Source organism: Achromobacter sp. NPDC058515, assembly GCF_042721735.1.
Classification (GTDB): domain Bacteria; phylum Pseudomonadota; class Gammaproteobacteria; order Burkholderiales; family Burkholderiaceae_B; genus Achromobacter.
Genome location: NZ_JBHXNI010000012.1, coordinates 1 through 18,719 on the forward strand (window position 1 = coordinate 1; position 18,719 = coordinate 18,719).

16 protein-coding genes are annotated in these 18,719 nt (G+C 66.7%); 4 read left to right on the top strand and 12 right to left on the bottom strand.

Going from position 1 to position 18,719, the window contains the following annotated elements; translation table 11 throughout:
* Positions 1–130 precede the first annotated feature (130 nt).
* Positions 131–1,558, bottom strand: a complete 1,428-nt coding sequence (locus ACFWP0_RS20020; RefSeq protein ID WP_377844955.1) for a sigma-54-dependent transcriptional regulator — start codon at positions 1,556–1,558, stop codon at positions 131–133.
* A complete protein-coding gene (locus ACFWP0_RS20025) occupies positions 1,542–3,446 on the bottom strand; it encodes an ATP-binding protein (protein WP_377844956.1) in 1,905 nt (634 codons plus the stop codon). The genes ACFWP0_RS20020 and ACFWP0_RS20025 overlap by 17 nt, the downstream gene beginning before the upstream one ends.
* A gap of 358 nt (positions 3,447–3,804) precedes the next feature.
* Between ACFWP0_RS20025 and ACFWP0_RS20030 the strand changes: the two genes are divergently transcribed.
* On the top strand, positions 3,805–5,148 hold the full coding sequence (locus tag ACFWP0_RS20030) for a dicarboxylate/amino acid:cation symporter (protein WP_377844958.1): 1,344 nt from the start codon (positions 3,805–3,807) through the stop codon (positions 5,146–5,148).
* Between the two features lie 72 nt (positions 5,149–5,220).
* Here the strand turns inward: ACFWP0_RS20030 and ACFWP0_RS20035 are convergent, their stop codons facing one another.
* From ACFWP0_RS20035 to ACFWP0_RS20065, 7 genes are all read right to left on the bottom strand, one after another.
* The gene (locus ACFWP0_RS20035) at positions 5,221–5,847 is read right to left on the bottom strand and encodes a Maf family protein (protein ID WP_377844960.1); all 627 of its coding nucleotides are present in this window, start codon (positions 5,845–5,847) and stop codon (positions 5,221–5,223) included.
* Between the two features lie 33 nt (positions 5,848–5,880).
* Entirely contained in the window at positions 5,881–6,351 is a 471-nt protein-coding gene (rlmH, locus tag ACFWP0_RS20040; protein ID WP_377844961.1) for a 23S rRNA (pseudouridine(1915)-N(3))-methyltransferase RlmH, read from the bottom strand.
* 7 nt (positions 6,352–6,358) lie between these two features.
* On the bottom strand, positions 6,359–6,769 hold the full coding sequence (gene rsfS / locus ACFWP0_RS20045; RefSeq protein WP_377844963.1) for a ribosome silencing factor: 411 nt from the start codon (positions 6,767–6,769) through the stop codon (positions 6,359–6,361).
* Between the two features lie 74 nt (positions 6,770–6,843).
* Positions 6,844–7,431 (bottom strand): nicotinate (nicotinamide) nucleotide adenylyltransferase, encoded by a 588-nt coding sequence (nadD, locus tag ACFWP0_RS20050; protein ID WP_377844965.1) that lies wholly within the window; start codon positions 7,429–7,431, stop codon positions 6,844–6,846.
* Positions 7,428–8,339 carry an oxygen-dependent coproporphyrinogen oxidase gene (hemF, locus tag ACFWP0_RS20055; protein WP_377844967.1) on the bottom strand — a complete coding sequence of 304 codons (912 nt, stop codon included), beginning with the start codon at positions 8,337–8,339 and terminating at the stop codon, positions 7,428–7,430. The genes nadD and hemF overlap by 4 nt, the downstream gene beginning before the upstream one ends.
* Before the next feature lie 12 nt (positions 8,340–8,351).
* Positions 8,352–9,659 (bottom strand): phosphoribosylamine--glycine ligase, encoded by a 1,308-nt coding sequence (gene purD / locus ACFWP0_RS20060; RefSeq protein ID WP_377844969.1) that lies wholly within the window; start codon positions 9,657–9,659, stop codon positions 8,352–8,354.
* A 62-nt stretch (positions 9,660–9,721) separates the two neighbouring features.
* On the bottom strand, positions 9,722–10,453 hold the full coding sequence (locus ACFWP0_RS20065; protein ID WP_377844971.1) for a YebC/PmpR family DNA-binding transcriptional regulator: 732 nt from the start codon (positions 10,451–10,453) through the stop codon (positions 9,722–9,724).
* Between the two features lie 160 nt (positions 10,454–10,613).
* Between ACFWP0_RS20065 and ACFWP0_RS20070 the strand changes: the two genes are divergently transcribed.
* The 3 genes from ACFWP0_RS20070 (at position 10,614) to ACFWP0_RS20080 (ending at position 14,319) form a co-directional block, all read left to right on the top strand.
* Positions 10,614–12,137 (top strand): helicase HerA-like C-terminal domain-containing protein, encoded by a 1,524-nt coding sequence (locus ACFWP0_RS20070; protein ID WP_377844973.1) that lies wholly within the window; start codon positions 10,614–10,616, stop codon positions 12,135–12,137.
* A 118-nt stretch (positions 12,138–12,255) separates the two neighbouring features.
* Positions 12,256–13,323 carry a tartrate dehydrogenase gene (locus ACFWP0_RS20075; protein WP_377844975.1) on the top strand — a complete coding sequence of 356 codons (1,068 nt, stop codon included), beginning with the start codon at positions 12,256–12,258 and terminating at the stop codon, positions 13,321–13,323.
* A gap of 36 nt (positions 13,324–13,359) precedes the next feature.
* Positions 13,360–14,319: a hypothetical protein gene (locus tag ACFWP0_RS20080; RefSeq protein ID WP_377844977.1), complete on the top strand. Its 960-nt coding sequence runs from the start codon at positions 13,360–13,362 to the stop codon at positions 14,317–14,319.
* A gap of 71 nt (positions 14,320–14,390) precedes the next feature.
* On the opposite strand, the gene ACFWP0_RS20085 is transcribed toward ACFWP0_RS20080, so the two are convergent.
* From ACFWP0_RS20085 to ACFWP0_RS20095, 3 genes are read right to left on the bottom strand one after another with little or no spacing between them, the layout of a single operon-like run.
* A complete protein-coding gene (locus ACFWP0_RS20085; RefSeq protein WP_377844979.1) occupies positions 14,391–16,004 on the bottom strand; it encodes a DHA2 family efflux MFS transporter permease subunit in 1,614 nt (537 codons plus the stop codon).
* Positions 16,001–17,194: an efflux RND transporter periplasmic adaptor subunit gene (locus ACFWP0_RS20090; RefSeq protein WP_377844980.1), complete on the bottom strand. Its 1,194-nt coding sequence runs from the start codon at positions 17,192–17,194 to the stop codon at positions 16,001–16,003. The genes ACFWP0_RS20085 and ACFWP0_RS20090 overlap by 4 nt, the downstream gene beginning before the upstream one ends.
* Before the next feature lie 22 nt (positions 17,195–17,216).
* Complete coding sequence (locus ACFWP0_RS20095) at positions 17,217–18,632, bottom strand: efflux transporter outer membrane subunit (protein WP_377844982.1); 1,416 nt, start codon at positions 18,630–18,632, stop codon at positions 17,217–17,219.
* Positions 18,633–18,719: the final 87 nt, after the last annotated feature.

Consider the following 18,719-nt stretch of genomic DNA (forward strand, 5'->3'; position numbering starts at 1 on the left):
CCCCACAGGTATCCCCTGTGGGGTTTTGTCTTTGCGGCGCCGGCCACGCGCGGCAGGCCGAAACCCATACAGAAAACCCCCTCGCGGCTGACGCCGCGAGGGGGTTTTTTATTCCGCAGGACTACATCCCCTAGAGATCCGGCGCGTTGGAAGCGCCTAGGTATTGCTGGCGATCGATGCCGTGGCGTTGCAGCTTGTCGTAGAACGTCTTGCGCGGGATGCCCAGTGCTTCGAGGGTGGCTTTAATGTCGCCCCGATGCGCGGCCAGCGCATCGCGTATGAGCTGGGCTTCAAAGTGCTCCATGCGTTCGGGCAGGCTTGGCGCCTCGGTCTGGGCCTGGACCGCTGCGGGCGCGGGCGCGTTGAGTACGCCCAGTACGACGCGCTCGGCAAAGTGGGCCAGTTCGCGCACATTGCCGGGCCAATCGTGCGTCATGAGATGCTGCCTGATCGAGGCGGGCATCTCCGGGATATCGCGCTGGAAGCGGCGCGAGGCGTGGCCGAGGTAGTGGGCGAACAGCAGCGGGATGTCTTCCCGGCGTTCGCGCAGCGGCGGAATCCGGATCGTGACCACGTTCAGCCGGTAGAACAGGTCTTCGCGAAACTTGGCGCGTATGGCGGGACTGCCCAGGTCTTCCTTGGTGGCGGCGACGACGCGCAGGTCCAGCGTGCGCACTTCATTGCTGCCCAGCGGCGTGATCTGGCGCGATTCGAGGACGCGCAGCAGCTTGACCTGCACGGCCAGCGGCATGCTTTCGATTTCGTCCAGGAACAACGTGCCGCCGCTGGCGTGCTCGATGCGTCCGATGCGCTTCTTCTGGGCGCCGGTGAACGCGCCGGCTTCATGGCCGAAAAGTTCGCTTTCGATGACGCTTTCGGGCAGGGCGCCGCAGTTGATCGCCACCAGTGCGCGATGCCTGCGGCGGCTGAGTCGATGCAGCGCGGTGGCCACGACTTCCTTGCCGGTCCCGGTTTCCCCTTCGACAAGCACATCGACATCGGCGTCCGCGATGTGGCGCAGCGTCTGCTTGATGCGCTCCATGGCGGGGGTGGCGCCGATGAAGGGAACTTCATCCGCTTCGATGGCGAACGCGGCTTCACGCAGGCGACGATTCTCGAGCACCAGGCGGCGCTTCTCCGCGGCATGGGTGATGGCGGTGATCAAGCGGTCGGCGGGATAGGGCTTGGAGAGGAAATCATAGGCGCCGTCCCGCATGCACTGGACAGCCGTGGCGATGTCGCCGTGGCCGGTAATCAGGATGACGGGGATGTCGGGATCTATGCCGCGCAGGCGTTGGAAGAGCTGCAGCCCATCCATGTCCGGCATGCGGATGTCGGTCACGACCACGCCGTCAAAGTCCCGGCTCAAGGCGGGCAGCGCCGCGAGCGCGCTCGCATGCGCATCCACCGAAATGCCGTGGAGCTTGAGGGTCTGGATGTTGGCGCGGCGCAGTTCGTCGTCGTCGTCGATGAATACGGCGTGCGGCGCGAAGGGCTTGCGCAGGCCGTCATCGGGTGCAGCGGCGGAAGGCGGAGGGGATTCAGTTGCGCGGGGCATGGAGCGTGCTCGAAGCGTTGGGCTGGTCCGGCGCCTTGCGCAGGGTCAGGATGAACATGGCTCCCCGGGCAGGCGCATGCGGGGAGGAAAAGACCGGATCGGCAGGATGCGCGGCGCGCAGGTCTCCGCCGAATTCCAGGGCGATGTCGCGGCTGATCACCAGGCCCAATCCCAGGCCGTCCGGCTTGGTCGTGTGAAAGGGCGTGAACAGGCGGGCGCGGGCGTCTTCGGACAGGCCGGGACCGTTGTCGTGGACATGCAGTTGCACGGTTGCCCCCAGGTCTTGCAGCGCCAGGCTGATGCGACCGTCCGGCAATCCTTGCAGCGCCTCGAGCCCGTTCTGCAGCAGATTCACCAATATCTGTTCCAGCCGGATGCGATTGGCCTGCACGAGGCAGTCCTGATCCCGGGGAGGTTGCAGCATGGCGACGCCCTGGCGCCGTGCGCGCGGCCCGACAAGCAGCAGCGCGCCTTCCAGCGCTTGCATCAGGCTGGTGGGGCCGACCGTGGCGCCCGCCTTGCGGGAAAAGGCGCGAAGCTCGCCGGTGATGTGGCCGATGCGTTCGGTCAACGCCGCGATGGTGCCCAGGTTCTCCTGCACCGCGTTGCCGTCCTGGCGCCGCAGGAACTCGGCGGCGTTGTCGGCATAGGCGCGTATGGCCGCCACGGGCTGGTTGATTTCGTGCGCCACGCCCGCCGCGACCTGGCCCAGCAGGGCAAGCTTGCTGGCCTGCACCAGCTCATCCTGCATGGTGTGCAATCGGGACTCGGCGCGTTGGCGCTCGTCCATTTCGTCGAGCAGATGTTCGTTGACCTCGCGCAGCTGCGCGGTGCGCTCGTCGACCAGCGCCGCGAGCTGTTGACGGATGGCCGCCTGCTGGTTCGCGCGTTCGCGGCCGCGATGGCGGCGGTAGAGGACGATGCCGATCAGGGCGGCCAGCGCGCTTTGCGCCAAAAGCGCGCCCAGCTGGGCGTTGGCGGTCGCCTGGTTCATGGCGGCCTGCACGGGCGATAACTGGTGCAAGGTCCAGCCTGGCGATTCGACGACGGGCAGGGTGGTGTGCAACAGGGGCGCTCCGGCGGGAGCCCGCGGCAGGGCCTGGTTGGTGCGCACGAGCTGGCCGGTGCTGACGGGCTGCAGCGGCGGGCTGATGGGTAGCGGCTGGAAACGGGCGTCGCCGAATTGCAGGCTGGCGCGCAGGGTATGCGCCAGCGCGGGCGGTAGCGGTGCCAGGACCTGGAAGCGCCAGTCCGGAATGCTGCCCAGCAGCACCACGCCATGTTCGTCGGTGACGAAGATGGGAGCGTTGGATTGCCGCCAGTCGGCTTCGAGATCCCGGAAGTCCACTTTCAGGACCACCACGCCCAGCATGGCGCCGCCGGCGTCGTCCACGCGCCGCGACAGGTAGAGCCCGGCTTCGTGACTGACCGTCCCGAGGGCGAAATGCTCTGCCGAGCCATGCGCGACGGAACCCTGGAAGTAGGGGCGGAACTGATAGTCCACCCCGACGAAGGTGGCGGGTTCGCGCCAGTTGCTGGCGGCGATCGCCAGGCCCTTCTTATCCAGCACGTAGATGGCTGAAGCGCCGACGCCGCGGCTCAGCGCATCGAGTTTTTCATCCAGCGCTTCGATCTGCGCGGCGCTGGCGCCCTGCAGCGCCGCGCGCAGGTCGACGTCCTGCGTCAGGGCGAAAGGCAGCGCCCTGAACTTATCCAGGTTGTTGCGCAGCAGGGCGGCATTGATCTGGCCCGCGCCGCGGGCCTGCACCGCAGCGTCTTCCAAGGCGCGGTCGCGGGCCCAAAGGGTGGCCGCATGCAGCACGCCGAACACGATGCCGACGATCAGCAGGGTCAAGGCCACGCGCCACCGCCACGACCAGGCGCGCATGGACGGCGCGGCATGGTCCGGCGAGGGCGGGGGGCCTGAAGAGGGGGGCGGGGCGTTTGGCATGAGTGTGCGGTTTTTCGCACATTTTATCTGGTTTCTGTGCGAATTTCCGCCACAAACAGCCTGCCAGATTCAGTGGGGATTTCAGAATTTCCTTGCTTATCAATGGTTTGTCCGTGACGTAGCGCGCTTGCCGTTCCTGGCATGGCCTTTGCATATAGAACCGCAAGCCGCGGCACATTCCCGAGCGGTGAAATCGGCATGCGGCAGGACTGCATGGCCATAAAACAGATAACGCCCCGTCGCCCGTCGCGCTGAACCCGCCCGGAGCAAGGGACATTGGTGGGGACAAATCCCAATGATCGAAGTGGATCAAGGCGCGCCCGCGCGCAAGCTCAAGTTCTATCAAATCCTGTACGTGCAGGTGATTTTCGCCATCGTGGTCGGCGTGCTCCTGGGCGCGTTCAAGCCGGAGCTCGGCCAGCAGATGCAGCCGCTGGGCGACGCCTTCATCAAGCTGGTGAAGATGATCATCGCCCCGGTCATCTTCCTGACCGTGGCCACCGGGATCGCCGCCATGAGCGACCTGAAGAAGGTGGGCCGCGTGGCGGGCAAGGCCATGCTGTATTTCCTGGTCTTCTCCACGCTTGCGCTGATCGTGGGCATGATCGTCAGCCACATCGTCCAGCCGGGCGCCGGCATGCACATCGACCCCGCGACGCTCGACCAGAAAGCGGTTTCCGGATATGTCGCCAAGGCGCACGATTCCACCATCACCGGCTTCCTGATGAACGTGATCCCCACGACCATCTTCAGTCCGTTCGTGGGCGGCGATATTCTCCAGGTGCTGTTCGTGGCTGTGCTGTTCGGCATCTCGCTGGCCATGGTCGGCGAACGCGGCAAGCCCATTCTCAACTTCATGACCGCGCTGGCGCAGCCGATCTTCAAGATGGTCGCGATCCTGATGAAGGCCGCACCCATAGGCGCCTTCGGCGCGATGGCGTTCACCATCGGCAAGTATGGCATCAAGTCGGTCGTCAACCTGGCGATGCTGGTGGGCACGTTCTATGCGACGTCGGTGCTGTTCGTAGTCGTGGTGCTGGGCCTGGTTGCCCGCTACAACGGCTTTTCGATCCTGAAGCTGGTCCGCTACATCCGCGAAGAGCTGCTGCTGGTGCTGGGCACCAGCTCGTCCGAAGCCGCCCTGCCGACGCTGATGCAAAAGATGGAGCGCGCCGGGTGTTCGAAGTCGGTTGTCGGCCTGGTGGTGCCCACCGGCTATTCGTTCAACCTGGACGGCACCAACATCTATATGACGATGGCGGCGCTGTTCATTGCGCAAGCCTGCGACATTCCCTTGTCGCTCGGCGATCAGATCCTGCTGCTGCTGGTGGCGATGCTCAGCTCCAAGGGGGCTGCGGGCGTGACCGGCGCGGGCTTCATCACGCTGGCCGCCACGCTGTCGGTGGTGCCCTCGGTGCCCGTCGCCGGGATGGCGCTGATCCTCGGCGTGGACCGCTTCATGTCCGAATGCCGCGCGCTGACCAACCTGGTCGGCAATGCGACCGCCACCGTCGTCGTGGCGCGCTGGGAAGGCGAGCTGGACCAGGAGCAGCTGCATGCCGCGCTGGATGGCGCCGGGGCGCCGCCCGCCGCCGCGCAGCCCCAGGTCGCGTTGAGCGAGCCCGCCCGGCAAAGCTGATCGGCATCGCGTAAAAAAATCCCCCGGGGCCGCAAGGCCACGGGGGATTTTTCGTATGGGGAAGGCGCCGGCTCAGGGAATCTGGATGCCGGCCTCGCGCAGCAGCTTGGCCGTTTCGAACAGGGGCAGGCCCATCACGCCGGTATAGCTGCCGGCGATGTGCGAGATGAAGGCGCCTGCCAGGCCCTGGATGCCGTAGGCGCCGGCCTTGCCGAAGGGTTCGCCGCTGTCGCAGTAGCGGGCGATTTCTTCGGCACTCAGCTCGCGCATGCGGACTTCGGTGATGGAGACGGCTTCCAGCAATTGGTCGCCCGTCCAGACGGCGACGGCGGTATGCACTTCATGGGCAGAGCCGGACAAGGCCCGCAGGATGCGCATGGCGTCGTCGCGATCGGCGGGCTTGCCCAGGACGTCGCCAGCCAGGATGACCGTGGTGTCGGCGGCCAGCAAGGGCAGGCGGGGCAAGCCTTGACCGCGCATCCAGTCGCGCCCGCGCAAGGCCTTGTCCCTTGCGGTGCGCCGCACGTAGTCAGCGGCGCTTTCGCCGGCATGCCACGGCTCGTCCTCGCCCGGCGGGGCTGGCGCGAGCAGGACCTCATGCGCCAGGCCGATCTGCGTAAGCAATTCGCGTCGCCGGGGGCTGGCCGACGCAAGATAGAGGCGCGGGGTAGGGGCTGGGGTGTCGACGGTGTCGGTCATGCGGAACAGGATAGGCGCCGGGCCGGCCAGGGGTCAGGCGCGATGGTAGGGATGGTTGGTCATGATGGCCCAGGCGCGGTAGAGCTGCTCGGCCAGCACCACGCGCACCATGGGGTGCGGCAAGGTCAGCGACGACAGCCGCAACTGGCCGCTTGCCGACGCCTTCAGGTCGGGGTCCAGGCCGTCCGGTCCGCCGACAAGGAAGGCGACATCCTGGCCGCCTGCCCGCCATTGCTCCAGCTTCTGCGACAACGCCATGGTGGTGAGGTCGCGGCCGCGTTCGTCCAGGGCCAGGCGCAACGCGCTTGCCGGCAGGGCGGCTTCGATGCGCTTGGCTTCGGCCGCCATCATCTGGGCGGGCGTCTTGCCGGTGGTGCGGGGTTCGGGCTTGATCTCGCGCAGCTCCAGCGCGCAGTCGGCCGGCAGGCGCTTGGCGTAGTCGTCCCAGGCGGTCTGCACCCAGTCCGGCATCCGCGTGCCCACTGCCACGACGATCAGCTTCACGACGCGCTCAGTACTCGGAGTCGTCGTAGGCGCCGCCGCTGTCGCTTGCGATCGGAGCGGGCCGGGTGGATTCGGGCAGGAGCTTCACGCGCACCGGCTTGCCGCCCCAGATCTCTTCCAGGTTGTAGTACTGGCGGATGGCGGGTTGCATGACGTGCACGACGACGTCGCCGAGGTCGACGACAACCCATTCGCCCGTATCTTCACCTTCGATGGTGATGCCGGTGAGGTCGAGAGCCCGGCCGCGGTCCGCAACGCTGGAGGCGAGGGCGCGGGTCTGGCGGTTGGAGGTGGCGCTTGCAATCACGACGCGATCGAACAGGCTCGTCAGATGCGTGGTGTTGAAGACCTTGATGTCTTGCGCCTTGACGTCTTCGAGGGCATCGATGACGGCGCGTTGGAGTTTCTGTATATCCATAGCTGCAAATATAACCCGCGCACGGACAGCGGATGCTGGCCCCGTGACGCTTTCAGCGCCGGGCGGGTGTGGGTTTATCGGTAAAGATGGTGCGCCGCAATATACGCGGCCACGGGCGCGGCAAGCAGCCCGTCGGTGGATTCGCCTTGCGCCAGGCGCCGGCGGATATCGGATGCCGACACCGGCATGGGGGGAAAGGGAAGTTCCTGCAGTTCGCGGGCCTGGCTGCTCAGCCATTCGGCGAGTTCCGGCGGCGCGTTGAGCGCCGTGCCGGGACGCGTGGCCACGGCCAGGTCTACCAGGCGGGCGATCTCCCGCCAATCCCGCCAGGTGCAGAAGTTGGCCAGCTGGTCGGCGCCCAGCAGCCAGACATAGTGCGCGTCCTGGGGCAGGGCGCGCAGCGTGTCGAGGGTGTAGGTGGCGCCGCCGCGTTCGATTTCGATGGGGTTGACGACCAGGCCGGCGTGTCCGGCGACCGCCAGTTGCAGCATGTCGCGGCGTTGCCCGGCCGTGGCGTGCAGCGCGGCCCGCTGCCACGGGTTGGCGGCGGGAATGAGCTGCACCTGCGCCAGCGCGAGCGCCTGCAAGGCATTCTGCGCCAGTGCGATGTGCGCGATGTGGACGGGGTCGAAGCTGCCGCCCAGGAGCCCGATGCGCTTCAAACCCAGTCCCGCGGCGTCAGGTAGGCGGCCAATTCGGCTTCGGGCGTGCCGGCTTGCGGCTGCCAGTCGTAGCGCCACTGCGCGAGGGGCGGCATGGACAGCAGGATCGATTCGGTGCGTCCGCCCGATTGCAGGCCGAACAGCGTGCCGCGATCGAAGACCAGATTGAATTCGACGTAGCGGCCGCGGCGATAGGCCTGGAAATCGCGTTCGCGTTCCGCATAGGACAGGCCGCGGCGTTTTTCGACGATGGGCATGTAGCTGGCCAGGAAGGCGTCGCCGACCGATCGGGTCAGCGCGAACGACGCGTCGAAGCCGGGCGCGTTCAGGTCGTCAAAGAAGATGCCGCCGATGCCGCGCGTTTCGTTGCGGTGCTTCAGGAAGAAATACTCGTCGCACCAGCGCTTGTAGCGCGGATAGTAGTCGGCGCCGTGGCCGGCCAACGCATCGCGGCACACCGTGTGGAAGTGCCGGGCGTCTTCCTCGAACGGGTAGTACGGCGTCAGGTCGATGCCGCCGCCGAACCAGAAGACGTCGGCCTCGTCGTGGCCGGGCCGGGCCGCCGCGACAAACATGCGCACATTCATGTGCGTGGTGGGCACGTAAGGATTGCGCGGATGCAGCACCATGGACACGCCCATGGCTTCCCACGAACGGCCGGCAAGCTCCGGGCGATGCGCGCTGGCCGAGGGCGGCAGCTTCGAGCCCTGGACGTGGCTGAACAGCACGCCGGCCCGCTCGAACAGCGCGCCGCCTTCCAGCAGGCGCGACAGCCCGCCGCCGCCTTCGGGCCGCACCCATTCGTCGGAACGGAAGGGGCCGCCTTCGGCCTCTTCCAGCGCGCCGACGATACGGGCCTGCAGGCCGGTGAGGTAGTCCCGGACGGCGGAGACGGGCAGGGCTTTCATCGGCGGTTCCGGTTACGCGTTGGACTTGGGCTTTTGCTGCGAGGGCTTCAGCGCGCGCCAGCCGATGTCGCTGCGGTACTGGCGGCCATCGAAATGGATGCCGTCGATGGCTTCGTAGACTCGGTCGCGAGCCATCTTGACGGAGTCTCCCAGCGCCGTGACGCACAGCACGCGGCCGCCGGTGGTCTTGGTTTCGTCGCCGTCGAGCTTGGTGGCGGCGTGAAAGACCATGCAGTCCTCGGCATCGGCGGGCAGGCCGCGGATGACGTCGCCCGTGCGCGGCGTGTTCGGATAGTTGTGCGCGGCCAGCACGGCGCCCAGCGCGGTGCGGCGGTCCCAGACGATGTCGGCCTTATTGAGCGTGCCGTCCACGGCGTGCTCCAGGGCGTCGAGCAGATCGCTCTTGACGCGCATCATGATGGGCTGGGTTTCGGGATCGCCCATGCGGCAGTTGAATTCCAGGGTCTTGATCTCGCGGTCGGGATCGTCGCCGGGGGCGATCATCAGGCCGGCGTACAGGAAACCCGTGTACGGAATGCCGTCGCGCGTCATGCCCTGCACGGTCGGCAGGATGATCTCGCGCATGATGCGGTGGTGCAATTCGGGGGTGACGACGGGCGCGGGCGAATAGGCGCCCATGCCGCCCGTGTTGGGACCCTGGTCGCCGTCCTGCAGGCGCTTGTGGTCCTGGCTGGTGGCCAGGGCCAGCACATTGCGGCCATCGCACATGACGATGAAGCTGGCTTCTTCGCCCACCAGGCATTCTTCGATGACGACGCGCGCGCCGGCTTCGCCCATGGAGCCGTCGCCCAGCATCGCGTCCACCGCGGCATGCGCTTCTTCCAGCGTGGCGGCGACCACGACGCCCTTGCCGGCGGCCAGTCCGTCGGCCTTGATCACGATGGGGGCGCCTTCCTGGTCAATATAGGCGTGGGCCTTTGCCGGATCGGTGAAGGTCTCGTAGCGCGCGGTCGGGATGTTGTGCCGGACCATGAAGGCCTTGGCGTAGTCCTTCGAGCTCTCGAGCTGGGCGGCCGCCTTGGTGGGGCCGAAGATCTTCAGGCCGCGGGCGCGGAACACGTCCACGACGCCGGAGGCCAAGGGCGCTTCCGGACCGACGACGGTCAGGGCGATTCCTTCGCGCTGGACGAAATCGGCCAGCTCCTCGGCATTGGTGAGCGGGATGTTTTCCATCTGCTCGGCCCGTTGCGTGCCGCCGTTGCCCGGAGCAACGTACACCTTGTGTACGCGCGGGGAGCGGGCCAGCCGCCAGGCGAGGGCATGTTCGCGGCCGCCCGAGCCAATTACCAGGAGTTTCATGTTGCGTGAGTCTGAAGATGCGCGCAGGCGAACGATGCCGCTTGCGCGCCGGGAAAGGGGAATTACTGCGCTTCGTCGAAAATGACGGTCGTATAGACTTCCTGCACGTCGTCCAGGCTTTCCAGGGCGTCGAGCAGTTTCTGCATCTTGACGGCGTCTTCGCCGGCCAGTTCGGTTTCGTTCAGCGCTTTCATGACGATGCCGTCGACTTCGGCCTTCAGGCCCGCGTCGTCGAAAGCCTTGCGCACGGCGGCGTAGTCGGGCGGAGCGCACACGACTTCGATCACGCCTTCGCTGTCGGTCGTCACGTCTTCGGCGCCGGCCTCGAGGGCGGCTTCCATGACCTTGTCTTCCGGGGTGCCGGGGGCGAACACGAATTGGCCGCAATGCTTGAACATGAAGGCCACCGAGCCTTCTTGGCCCAGGTTGCCGCCGTTCTTGGCGAAGGCGTGGCGGACTTCAGCCACGGTGCGGGTGCGGTTGTCGGTCATGCAGTCGACGATCACGGCCGCGCCGCCGATGCCGTAGCCTTCGTAGCGGACTTCCTCGTAGGCGACGCCGTCTGCGCCGCCGGCGCCACGCTGGATGGCGCGCTGGATGTTGTCCTTGGGCATGTTGGCGTCGGTCGCCTTGTCCCAGGCCATGCGCAGGCGCGGGTTGCTGTCCGGGTCGGGGCCGCCGGCGCGCGCCGCCACGGTGATTTCACGAATGATCTTGGTCCAGAGCTTTCCGCGCTTGGCGTCTTGGCGCCCTTTGCGGTGCTGAATATTGGCCCATTTGCTGTGTCCGGCCATGGCTTCCCAGGATAAATTGTCTGCAAAGAGGGAATTTTACCGTGCCGGCGGCCCTCGCGCCCGGCGGGGGGGCGCATGTGTCCTTATTGCCACGCGCACAAGGCGGGCGGCAGGCTCTACACTTGGGCATCCATCTGATCCCTGGTCCGGAGAGCCGCATATGCCCAACCCCATTGTCATCGCCAAGAATGCGCAGACCGAGTTGGCGCTGCTGCCGGCCCTGGCCAACCGCCACGGCTGCATCACCGGGGCGACGGGCACCGGCAAGACCGTCACGCTGCAGGTGCTGGCCGAATCTTTTTCCCGCCTGGGCACCCCGGTGTTCATGGCGGACGTGAAGGGCGACCTGACCGGCATTTCCCAGGCGGGCGCGGCCAGCCCCAAGCTGCAGGAACGGCTCAAGAACCTGGGCCTGTCCGAACCTGCCTGGGCGGCCAGCCCGGTCGCGCTGTGGGACGTGTTTGGCGAGCAGGGCCTGCCGGTCCGGGCCACGATCACGGACATGGGGCCGCTGCTGCTGTCGCGCATTCTGGAATTGAACGACACCCAGGAAGGGGTTCTGACCCTTGTTTTCAAGGTGGCGGACGACGAAGGGCAACTGCTGCTGGACCTGAAGGACCTGAGGGCCATGCTGCAGAACGTCGCCGACCGCTCGGCCGAACTGAAGACGCGCTACGGCAATGTATCGTCGGCCAGCGTGGGCGCCATCCAGCGCGCCCTCCTGGCGCTGGAGTCGCAGGGCGCCGAGAAATTCTTTGGCGAGCCCATGCTGGACGTCGCCGACCTGATGCGCACGGACGCCCAGGGCAGGGGCATGGTCAACGTGCTGGCCGCCGACAAGCTGATGCAGGCGCCGCGCCTGTACGCCATCTTCCTGCTGTGGCTGCTGGCGGACCTGTATGAAAAGCTGCCCGAAGTGGGCGATATGGACCAGCCCAAGCTGGTCTTCTTCTTCGATGAAGCCCACCTGCTGTTCAATGACGCGCCGTCGGCGCTGCTGAACAAGATCGAGCAGGTGGTGCGCCTGGTCCGGTCCAAGGGCGTGGGCGTCTATTTCGTGACGCAAAACCCCCTGGACATTCCCGACACCGTCCTGGGCCAGCTGGGCAACCGCGTCCAGCACGCCCTGCGGGCCTTTACCCCGCGGGACCAGAAGGCCGTCAAGACGGCTGCGCAGACCATGCGCCCCAATCCGGGTCTCAATATTGAAGCCGCCATTACCGAACTGGGCGTGGGCGAGGCGCTGGTGTCGCTGCTGGACGCCAAGGGCCGGCCCATGCCGACCGAGCGCGCGTTCATCGTGCCGCCGGCCAGCCGGATCGGGCCGGCGACGGATGCCGAACGGCAGGCCCTGCGCCAGGGCAGCCCGCTGGCGGCCAAGTATGAAAAGGAGGTCGACCGGGAGTCGGCCTACGAAATCCTGGCGGGCCGCGCGGCCGTGCCGGCGGATCAGGCGGGCGCGAAGGGGGCTTCCCCCAAGCCCGGCGGCCAGGCGCCGGCCGAGGAGTCGGGCGGCGGCTGGATGGGCGGCCTGAACGACGTGCTGTTCGGCTCGACCGGCCCTCGCGGCGGCAAGCGCGACGGCGTGGTGCAGACCATGGCCAAGAGCACGGCCCGTTCGATTGCGCGCGAGCTCGCGCGCGGGATCCTGGGATCGCTGCTGGGGTCGAAAACCCGACGCTGAACCAGCTCCTCTCATTGGAGCGTCAGCCCTCCGGACGTTTTGTAACGGGGGGTATTCCGCTGCCGCCTTTTATGCCTATGATTCTGGGCGGTGAACCCAGGAACTAAAGGAAAACGTGGTGGCTAAGAAACACAAGATTGCAGTGCTTCCGGGAGACGGGATCGGCAAGGAGGTCGTGCCTGAAGGGTTGAAGGTGCTGGATGCCGTGGCGACGCGCTTCGGCATCGAGTTCCAGTGGGATCACTTCGACTGGAGCTGCGACTATTACGCCAAGCACGGCAAGATGATGCCGGACGACTGGAAGGCCCAGATCGGCCAGCATGAAGCGATTTTCTTCGGTTCCATCGGCTGGCCCGCCACCGTGCCGGACCACGAGGCGCTGTGGGGCTCGCTGTTCAAGTTCCGCCGCGAGTTCGACCAATACATCAATTTGCGCCCGGTGCGTCTGATGCCCGGCGTGCCGTCCCCGCTGGCCGACCGCAAGCCTGGCGAAATCGATTTCTTCATCGTGCGCGAGAACACCGAAGGCGAATACTCGAACAGCGGCGGCCGCCTGTTCGAGGGAACCGAGCGCGAAGTGGTCATCCAGGAAAGCGTGTTCACCCGCATCGGCGCCGAACGCGTGCTGAAGTTCGCGTTCGAGCTGGCCCGGAAGCGCGGCAAGCACCTGACCGCCGCGACCAAATCCAACGGCATCTCCATTTCGATGCCCTGGTGGGATGAGCGCGTGGCCGACATGGCCGGGAACTATCCGGATGTGCGGTGGGACAAGTATCACATCGATATCCTGTGCGCGCATTTCGTGCAGCACCCGGACTGGTTCGACGTGGTGGTGGCGTCCAATCTGTTCGGCGACATTCTTTCCGACCTGGGGCCGGCATGCACTGGCACCATCGGTATCGCCCCGTCGGCGAACCTGAATCCCGAGCGCAAGTTCCCCTCGCTGTTCGAGCCTGTCCATGGCTCGGCGCCGGATATCTATGGCAAGGGCATCGCCAACCCGATCGGGCAGATCTGGAGCGGCGCATTGATGCTGGATTTCCTGGGATATCCCGAGGCGTCGGCCGCGGTCGTGAAGGCGATCGAGACCGTGCTGGCGGAAGGTCCGCGGACGCGCGATATGAAGGGCAACGCTTCCACCGTCGACGTCGGCAACGCGATCGCGTCGCTGGTCTCGGCCGGTTAAGGGCATTCGGCGGGTAATGGCTTGCCTGGACCGTAGATGAACGACTCCATTCTCTCTCCCCCTTCCGAACATGTGGGCGGCGGACGGGCCGACCGTTTCGTGCGCAAGCTTTTTCGCACGCTGCGCTCGCGTCCCCAGAGGCACAACCAGCATCTTTGGCCATTCGTGCGGATCTGGAGGGACCGGGAGGGCGTCATCTGCGGGTTCCGCGCCTTTGGCCGTTCGCTGCCGGTCACGCCCCTGATGCAGGGCTACGATCCGGCCGATGAATCGGTGCATTTGATCCTGACCGGCCCATCCATCGCTCAGATCCCCTATGACCGGCTGAATATCGGCGTGGCGATGGGCGTCAATGGCGCCATCGCGCTGGCGCGCAAGTTCGATCTGCAGTTCAAGTACTACTGCATCATCGACCAGAATTTCGTTCGGGACCGCATTGATCTGGTACGCGAGATCGTGGCGCGCGACCTGACCCTGTACGTGTTTCCCGAGGTGCTGCGCTATATCATGCAGGGCATCCCGCAGGAGCACATCCGCTGCCGCATCTGCATCATCGAGCTGATTTCCCGGCGCGCGTATGAGCGCAGTGCGGCGCCGGCAGTGCTCAAGCGCATCGCCGCCGCAACTCCCGACGTGCAGCTGCTGGACGCCAAGTTGGGGCTGGGCTACAGCTTCAATGCGTCGCTGGGCGTGTTCGATGCCGACACCGTGGCCTACGCGGCCCTGCAGGTGCTGGTGTCCGGCGGAGCGCGCCGGGTGTATGTCCATGGCCTGGACCTGACGGTTCAAAGCGGCCTGCGCTTCTATGACGAGGGCGAGCGTCCCCAGACCAGCCGGCTGTCGCGCCATTTCGCCCGCCTGATCGAGCCGTCGTTCAGGTTCGCGTCGACGCAATGGCGAGCGCGCGGCGTGTCGGTGTTCAATCTGTCGCCGGTCAGCGCGCTGTCCGCCGACATCATCGAACGGATGGACTGGCAAGCGCTGTTGAAGGAATAAGGACTGGAACGCGAAAAAAGGGCGCCTGTGAATGTTCACGGCGCCCTTTTTTGTTGAAGCAGGAGGGCGTGTTAATGCGCGCCTGCCGCCGCTTCCGCCGCGCCGCCGCCGCCCGCCTTGGCCGAACGAGGCCGCGCGAACCAGACCAGTCCCGTCAGCATCAGGAAGATGACCGCCGAGGCGTAGAACACGTCCACCGCGGACATGGTGAAGGCCTGCGCGTTGATCAGCCCGTCCACCATGCTCAGGGCCTGCTGGTGCGACACGCCCAAGCCGTTCTGCAAGGCGCCCATGGTCTGGTCGAACGCCTGCTGGCCGGGCTTGGCAACCTCGGTCAGTTGCGAATGGTGCATGGTGGCGCGGTTTTCCCACAGCGTCGTGGCGATCGACGTGCCGAACGCGCCCGCGGTCAGCCGCAGGAAGTTGGACAGGCCCGAGGCCGCCGGAATCCGCCACGGCTCGATGCTGGACAGCGTGATCGACGTCAGCGGCACGAAGAACGCCGCCATCGCCGCGCCCTGGATGATGGTGGGAATCATCAGCGTGCGCACGTCCGTCTGGGTGTTGAAGCCCGAGCGCATGAAGCACACCAGCGCAAAGATCAGGAAGGCCACCGTCACGATCTGCCGCGGGTCGCGCGTGGCCAGCATCTTGCCCACGATGGGCGTCAGCAGGATGGCCAGCAGGCCGACGGGGGCGGTCACCAGGCCCGCGTAGGTCGCGGTATAGCCCATGTTGCTTTGCAGCCATAGCGGCAGCAGCACGACGTTGCCGAAGAAGACGCCATAGGCCACCGCCAGCGTCAGCGCGCCGACCGTGAAGTTGCGGATCTTGAACAGGCGTAGGTCGACCACCGGATGCGCGTCGGTCAGTTCCCAGATCAGGAAGAAGACGAACGCCACGAAGGCCGTCGCCGCCAGGGCAATGATGGTGGGGCTGGCGAACCAGTCCAGTTCCTTGCCCTTGTCCAGCATGATCTGCAGGGCGCCCACCCAGACCACGAGCAGCACCAGCCCGAGCTTGTCGATGGGCAGCTTGCGCGTCACCGATTCGCGGTTGCCGTAGATGCGCCAGCTGATCCAGGCGGCCAGCAGGCCGACCGGCACGTTGATGTAGAAGATCCACGGCCACGTGTAGTTGTCCGAGATCCAGCCGCCCAGCAGCGGCCCGGCGACCGGCGCCACCAGCGTGGTCATGGACCAGACCGCCAGCGCCATGCCCGCCTTGGATTTCGGAAAGCTGGCCAGCATCAGCGTCTGCGACAGCGGGATCATGGGGCCCGCCACCGCCCCTTGCAGGACGCGAAAGGCGATCAGCGCCTCCAGGGACGGCGAGAAGCCGCACAGCCAGGAAGCCAGCACGAACAGCAACGTGGAGATCAGGAACAGGCGCACCTGCCCGAAGCGCTGCGTAAGCCAGCCGGTCAGCGGCACCGTGATGGCGTTGGCGACGGCGAAAGAGGTGATGACCCAGGTGCCCTGGCTGGAACTGACGCCCAGGTCGCCGGAAATGGTGGGGATGGACACGTTCGCGATCGAGGTGTCCAGCACGTTCATGAACACCGCCGTGGACAGTGCGATCGACCCGATGATTCGGGTGGCGCCTTCCAGCGGCGGGTAAGCGCCCGGCGGGCGGGCGGCTTCGGCGGGCGCGCCTGCGCCCACGGGCTGGGCGGTCGCGCTCATGATGCGAGGTTGGCCTGGATGATCTTGCTGATCATGGTGTCGACTTCATCGTGCGCGGGCTCGAAAGCGCGCGTCGACCAAGCGGGTTCCTTGCGCGCGGCCTGGGTCAGCGGCTCGCCTTCCTGCTTGCCCACGTCGACTTCCACGTCCATGGAGAGGCCCACGCGCAGCGGGTGCGCCTTCAGGTCTTCGGGGTCCAGCATGATGCGCACGGGCACGCGCTGCACCACCTTGATCCAGTTGCCGGTGGCGTTCTGGGCCGGCAGCAGCGCGAAGGCGCTGCCCGTGCCGGCGTCCAGGCCGGCGACGGCGCCGTGGTAGGTCACGGAGCTGCCGTACAGGTCGGCCACCATCTTGACCGGCTGGCCGATGCGCATCTTGCGCAGCTGGCCTTCCTTGAAGTTGGCCTCGACCCACACCTGATCCAGCGGAACCACGGTCATCAGGGCGGTCCCGGGGGCCACGCGCTGGCCCACCTGCACGCTGCGGCGCGCGATGACGCCGCCGACGGGGGCGGGCAGCACGGTGCGCGACTGCGCAAGCCATGCGTTGCGCAGGCCGGCGGCGGCCTGGCGCACGTCCGGGTGTTCGGCAACCGAGGTGCCCTGGGTCAGCGCCTGGTTGGTCGCCAGCTTGGCCCGCGAGGCGGCCAGGGCCGCTTTCGCTTGCGCCAGGCCGGATTGAGCGGACTTCAGGGCCGCTTCGGCGTGCAGGATCTCTTCGCCGCTGACGCCGCCGGACTTGGCCAGCTGCTGGCGGCGGTTGACGTCGCTTTGGGCGCGGGTCAGCTCTGCCTGTGCGCGCAGAATGTCGGCGTTGCGCAGGTCGACGTCGGCGGCCAACGCATCGTTCTGCACGTAATAGGTCCGCACCTGGCGCACCATTTGCGCCAGCTTGGCCTCTGCCTGCTGCAGGGCCACGTCGGTATCGGCCGGATCCAGGCGCACCAGCGGCTGGCCGGCGGCGATGGTTTCGGTATCGTCGGCTTCGATGGCCACGACGGTGCCGGGCACCTGCGGCGTGATCTGCACCAGGTTGCCGTGCACGTAAGCGTCGTCGGTGCTTTCGAAGTGGGCGCCGAACAGCGTCCACCAGATGCCGTAGGCGATGGCGACAACGATGAAGACCCCGGTCGCCGTGAGCAGCAGGCGTTTACGGGCGGGATTGGTCGAGGCAGTGGCAGCGTTCATGACGTCTGGATCCGGGGATCGTTCAATGAATGGGGTTCGGGACGGGCTCGGCCGAAGGGGCGTAACCGCCGCCCAGGGACGTGGCCAGGTTGGCGTCGAGCTGATAGGCGCGGATGCGCAGGTCGGTGTCCAGGCGGGCCTGGGTCAGCACGCCGGTTTGCGCGATCAGCACGGTGATGTAGTTGCCCATGCCGGCCTTGTAGCGGTTGACGGCCAGGTCATAGGCCGCCTCGATGGCTTCGCGGGCCTGGCGCTGCTGCGCCTTTTCCTGGTCCAGCAGGCGCAGGCCATCGAGCGCGTCGGCAACCTGATGCACGGCGTCCAGCACGGTCTGGTTGTAGTCGGACACCGCAAGGTCCGCGTCGGCGCGGCGGCCCGCCAGGTTGGCGTTGAGTTCGCCGCCATGGAAGATGGGCAGCGTGACTGCGGGGCCGATGCCGGCCATGCGGGCGTCCGCGCCCAGCAAATTGCCGGTGCCCATCGCCTGGAAGCCGACAAACGCGGCCAGGTTCACGTTGGGATAGAACTCGGCCTTCGCGCTGTCGATGGCATGCCGGGCAGCCTCGGCGCGCCAGCGGGCGGCCGCGACGTCGGGGCGGTGTCCCAGCAGATCCAGCGGGATGCTGGCGGGCACGCCGCTGGCGGGGGCGGTCAGCGCCACGGGGCCCAGCTCTTGCCCGCGCTGCGGGCCGGCGCCGGCCAGCGCGGCGACCTGGTTGCGCAGTTGCGCCAGCGTGGTCTCGGTCTGGGTCAATTCCACCTTGCCCGCGGCAAGCGACGATTCCGCCTGCTTGACCTCGACCTGGGTGTCCAGCCCGGCCGAATAGCGGCCCTGGGTCAGCGACAGCACCTCGGCCCGCTGCGCCAGCACGCGGTTCAGCACATCGCGCTGCGCAAAGGCATTCTGCAGGTTCAGGTAGGCGCGAACGGTGGCGCTGGCCAGCATGTTGCGGGCCGCCTGCGCATCCGCGGCGGCGGCTTCCTGCTGCGATACGGCGGATTGCAGGCGCGAGCGGTTCTTGCCCCAGAAGTCCAGCTCATAGCTGAAGTCCAGCGCCAGCCGGTTGTCGCTGACGACGGAACCGCCCATGGGCGCGGGGTAGACGTAATCCTTGGACAGATGCTCGCGGGTCAGCGCATAGTTCGCGTCCACGCGCGGCAAGAGCGGGGCGCGGGCGGTGCTGACGGCGGCGTTGGCTTTGGCGAGGCGCGCTTGCGCGGCGCTCATCGACGGGCTGTTGGCCAGCGCTTCAGCCATCAGCGCGTTCAGCTGCGGGTCGCCGTAGCGTTCCCACCATTGCGTGGCGGGCCAGGCGGCGGCCTGGCCGGTCAGTCCCAGCTTGTCGGCGTCCAGCGCCGCCACGGGCTGAGGCCCGGAGTCCATCAGTGCGCAACCGCTCAGGGCCAGCACCAATACGGTAGAAAGAAGGCGTTTCATCCTGACTGTTTGCTGAAAGTAGTTGATTAATCTGTATTTGCCTAGGCAACTATTATGCCAAATAAAACCCCGGCTCCGCGAGGAGCA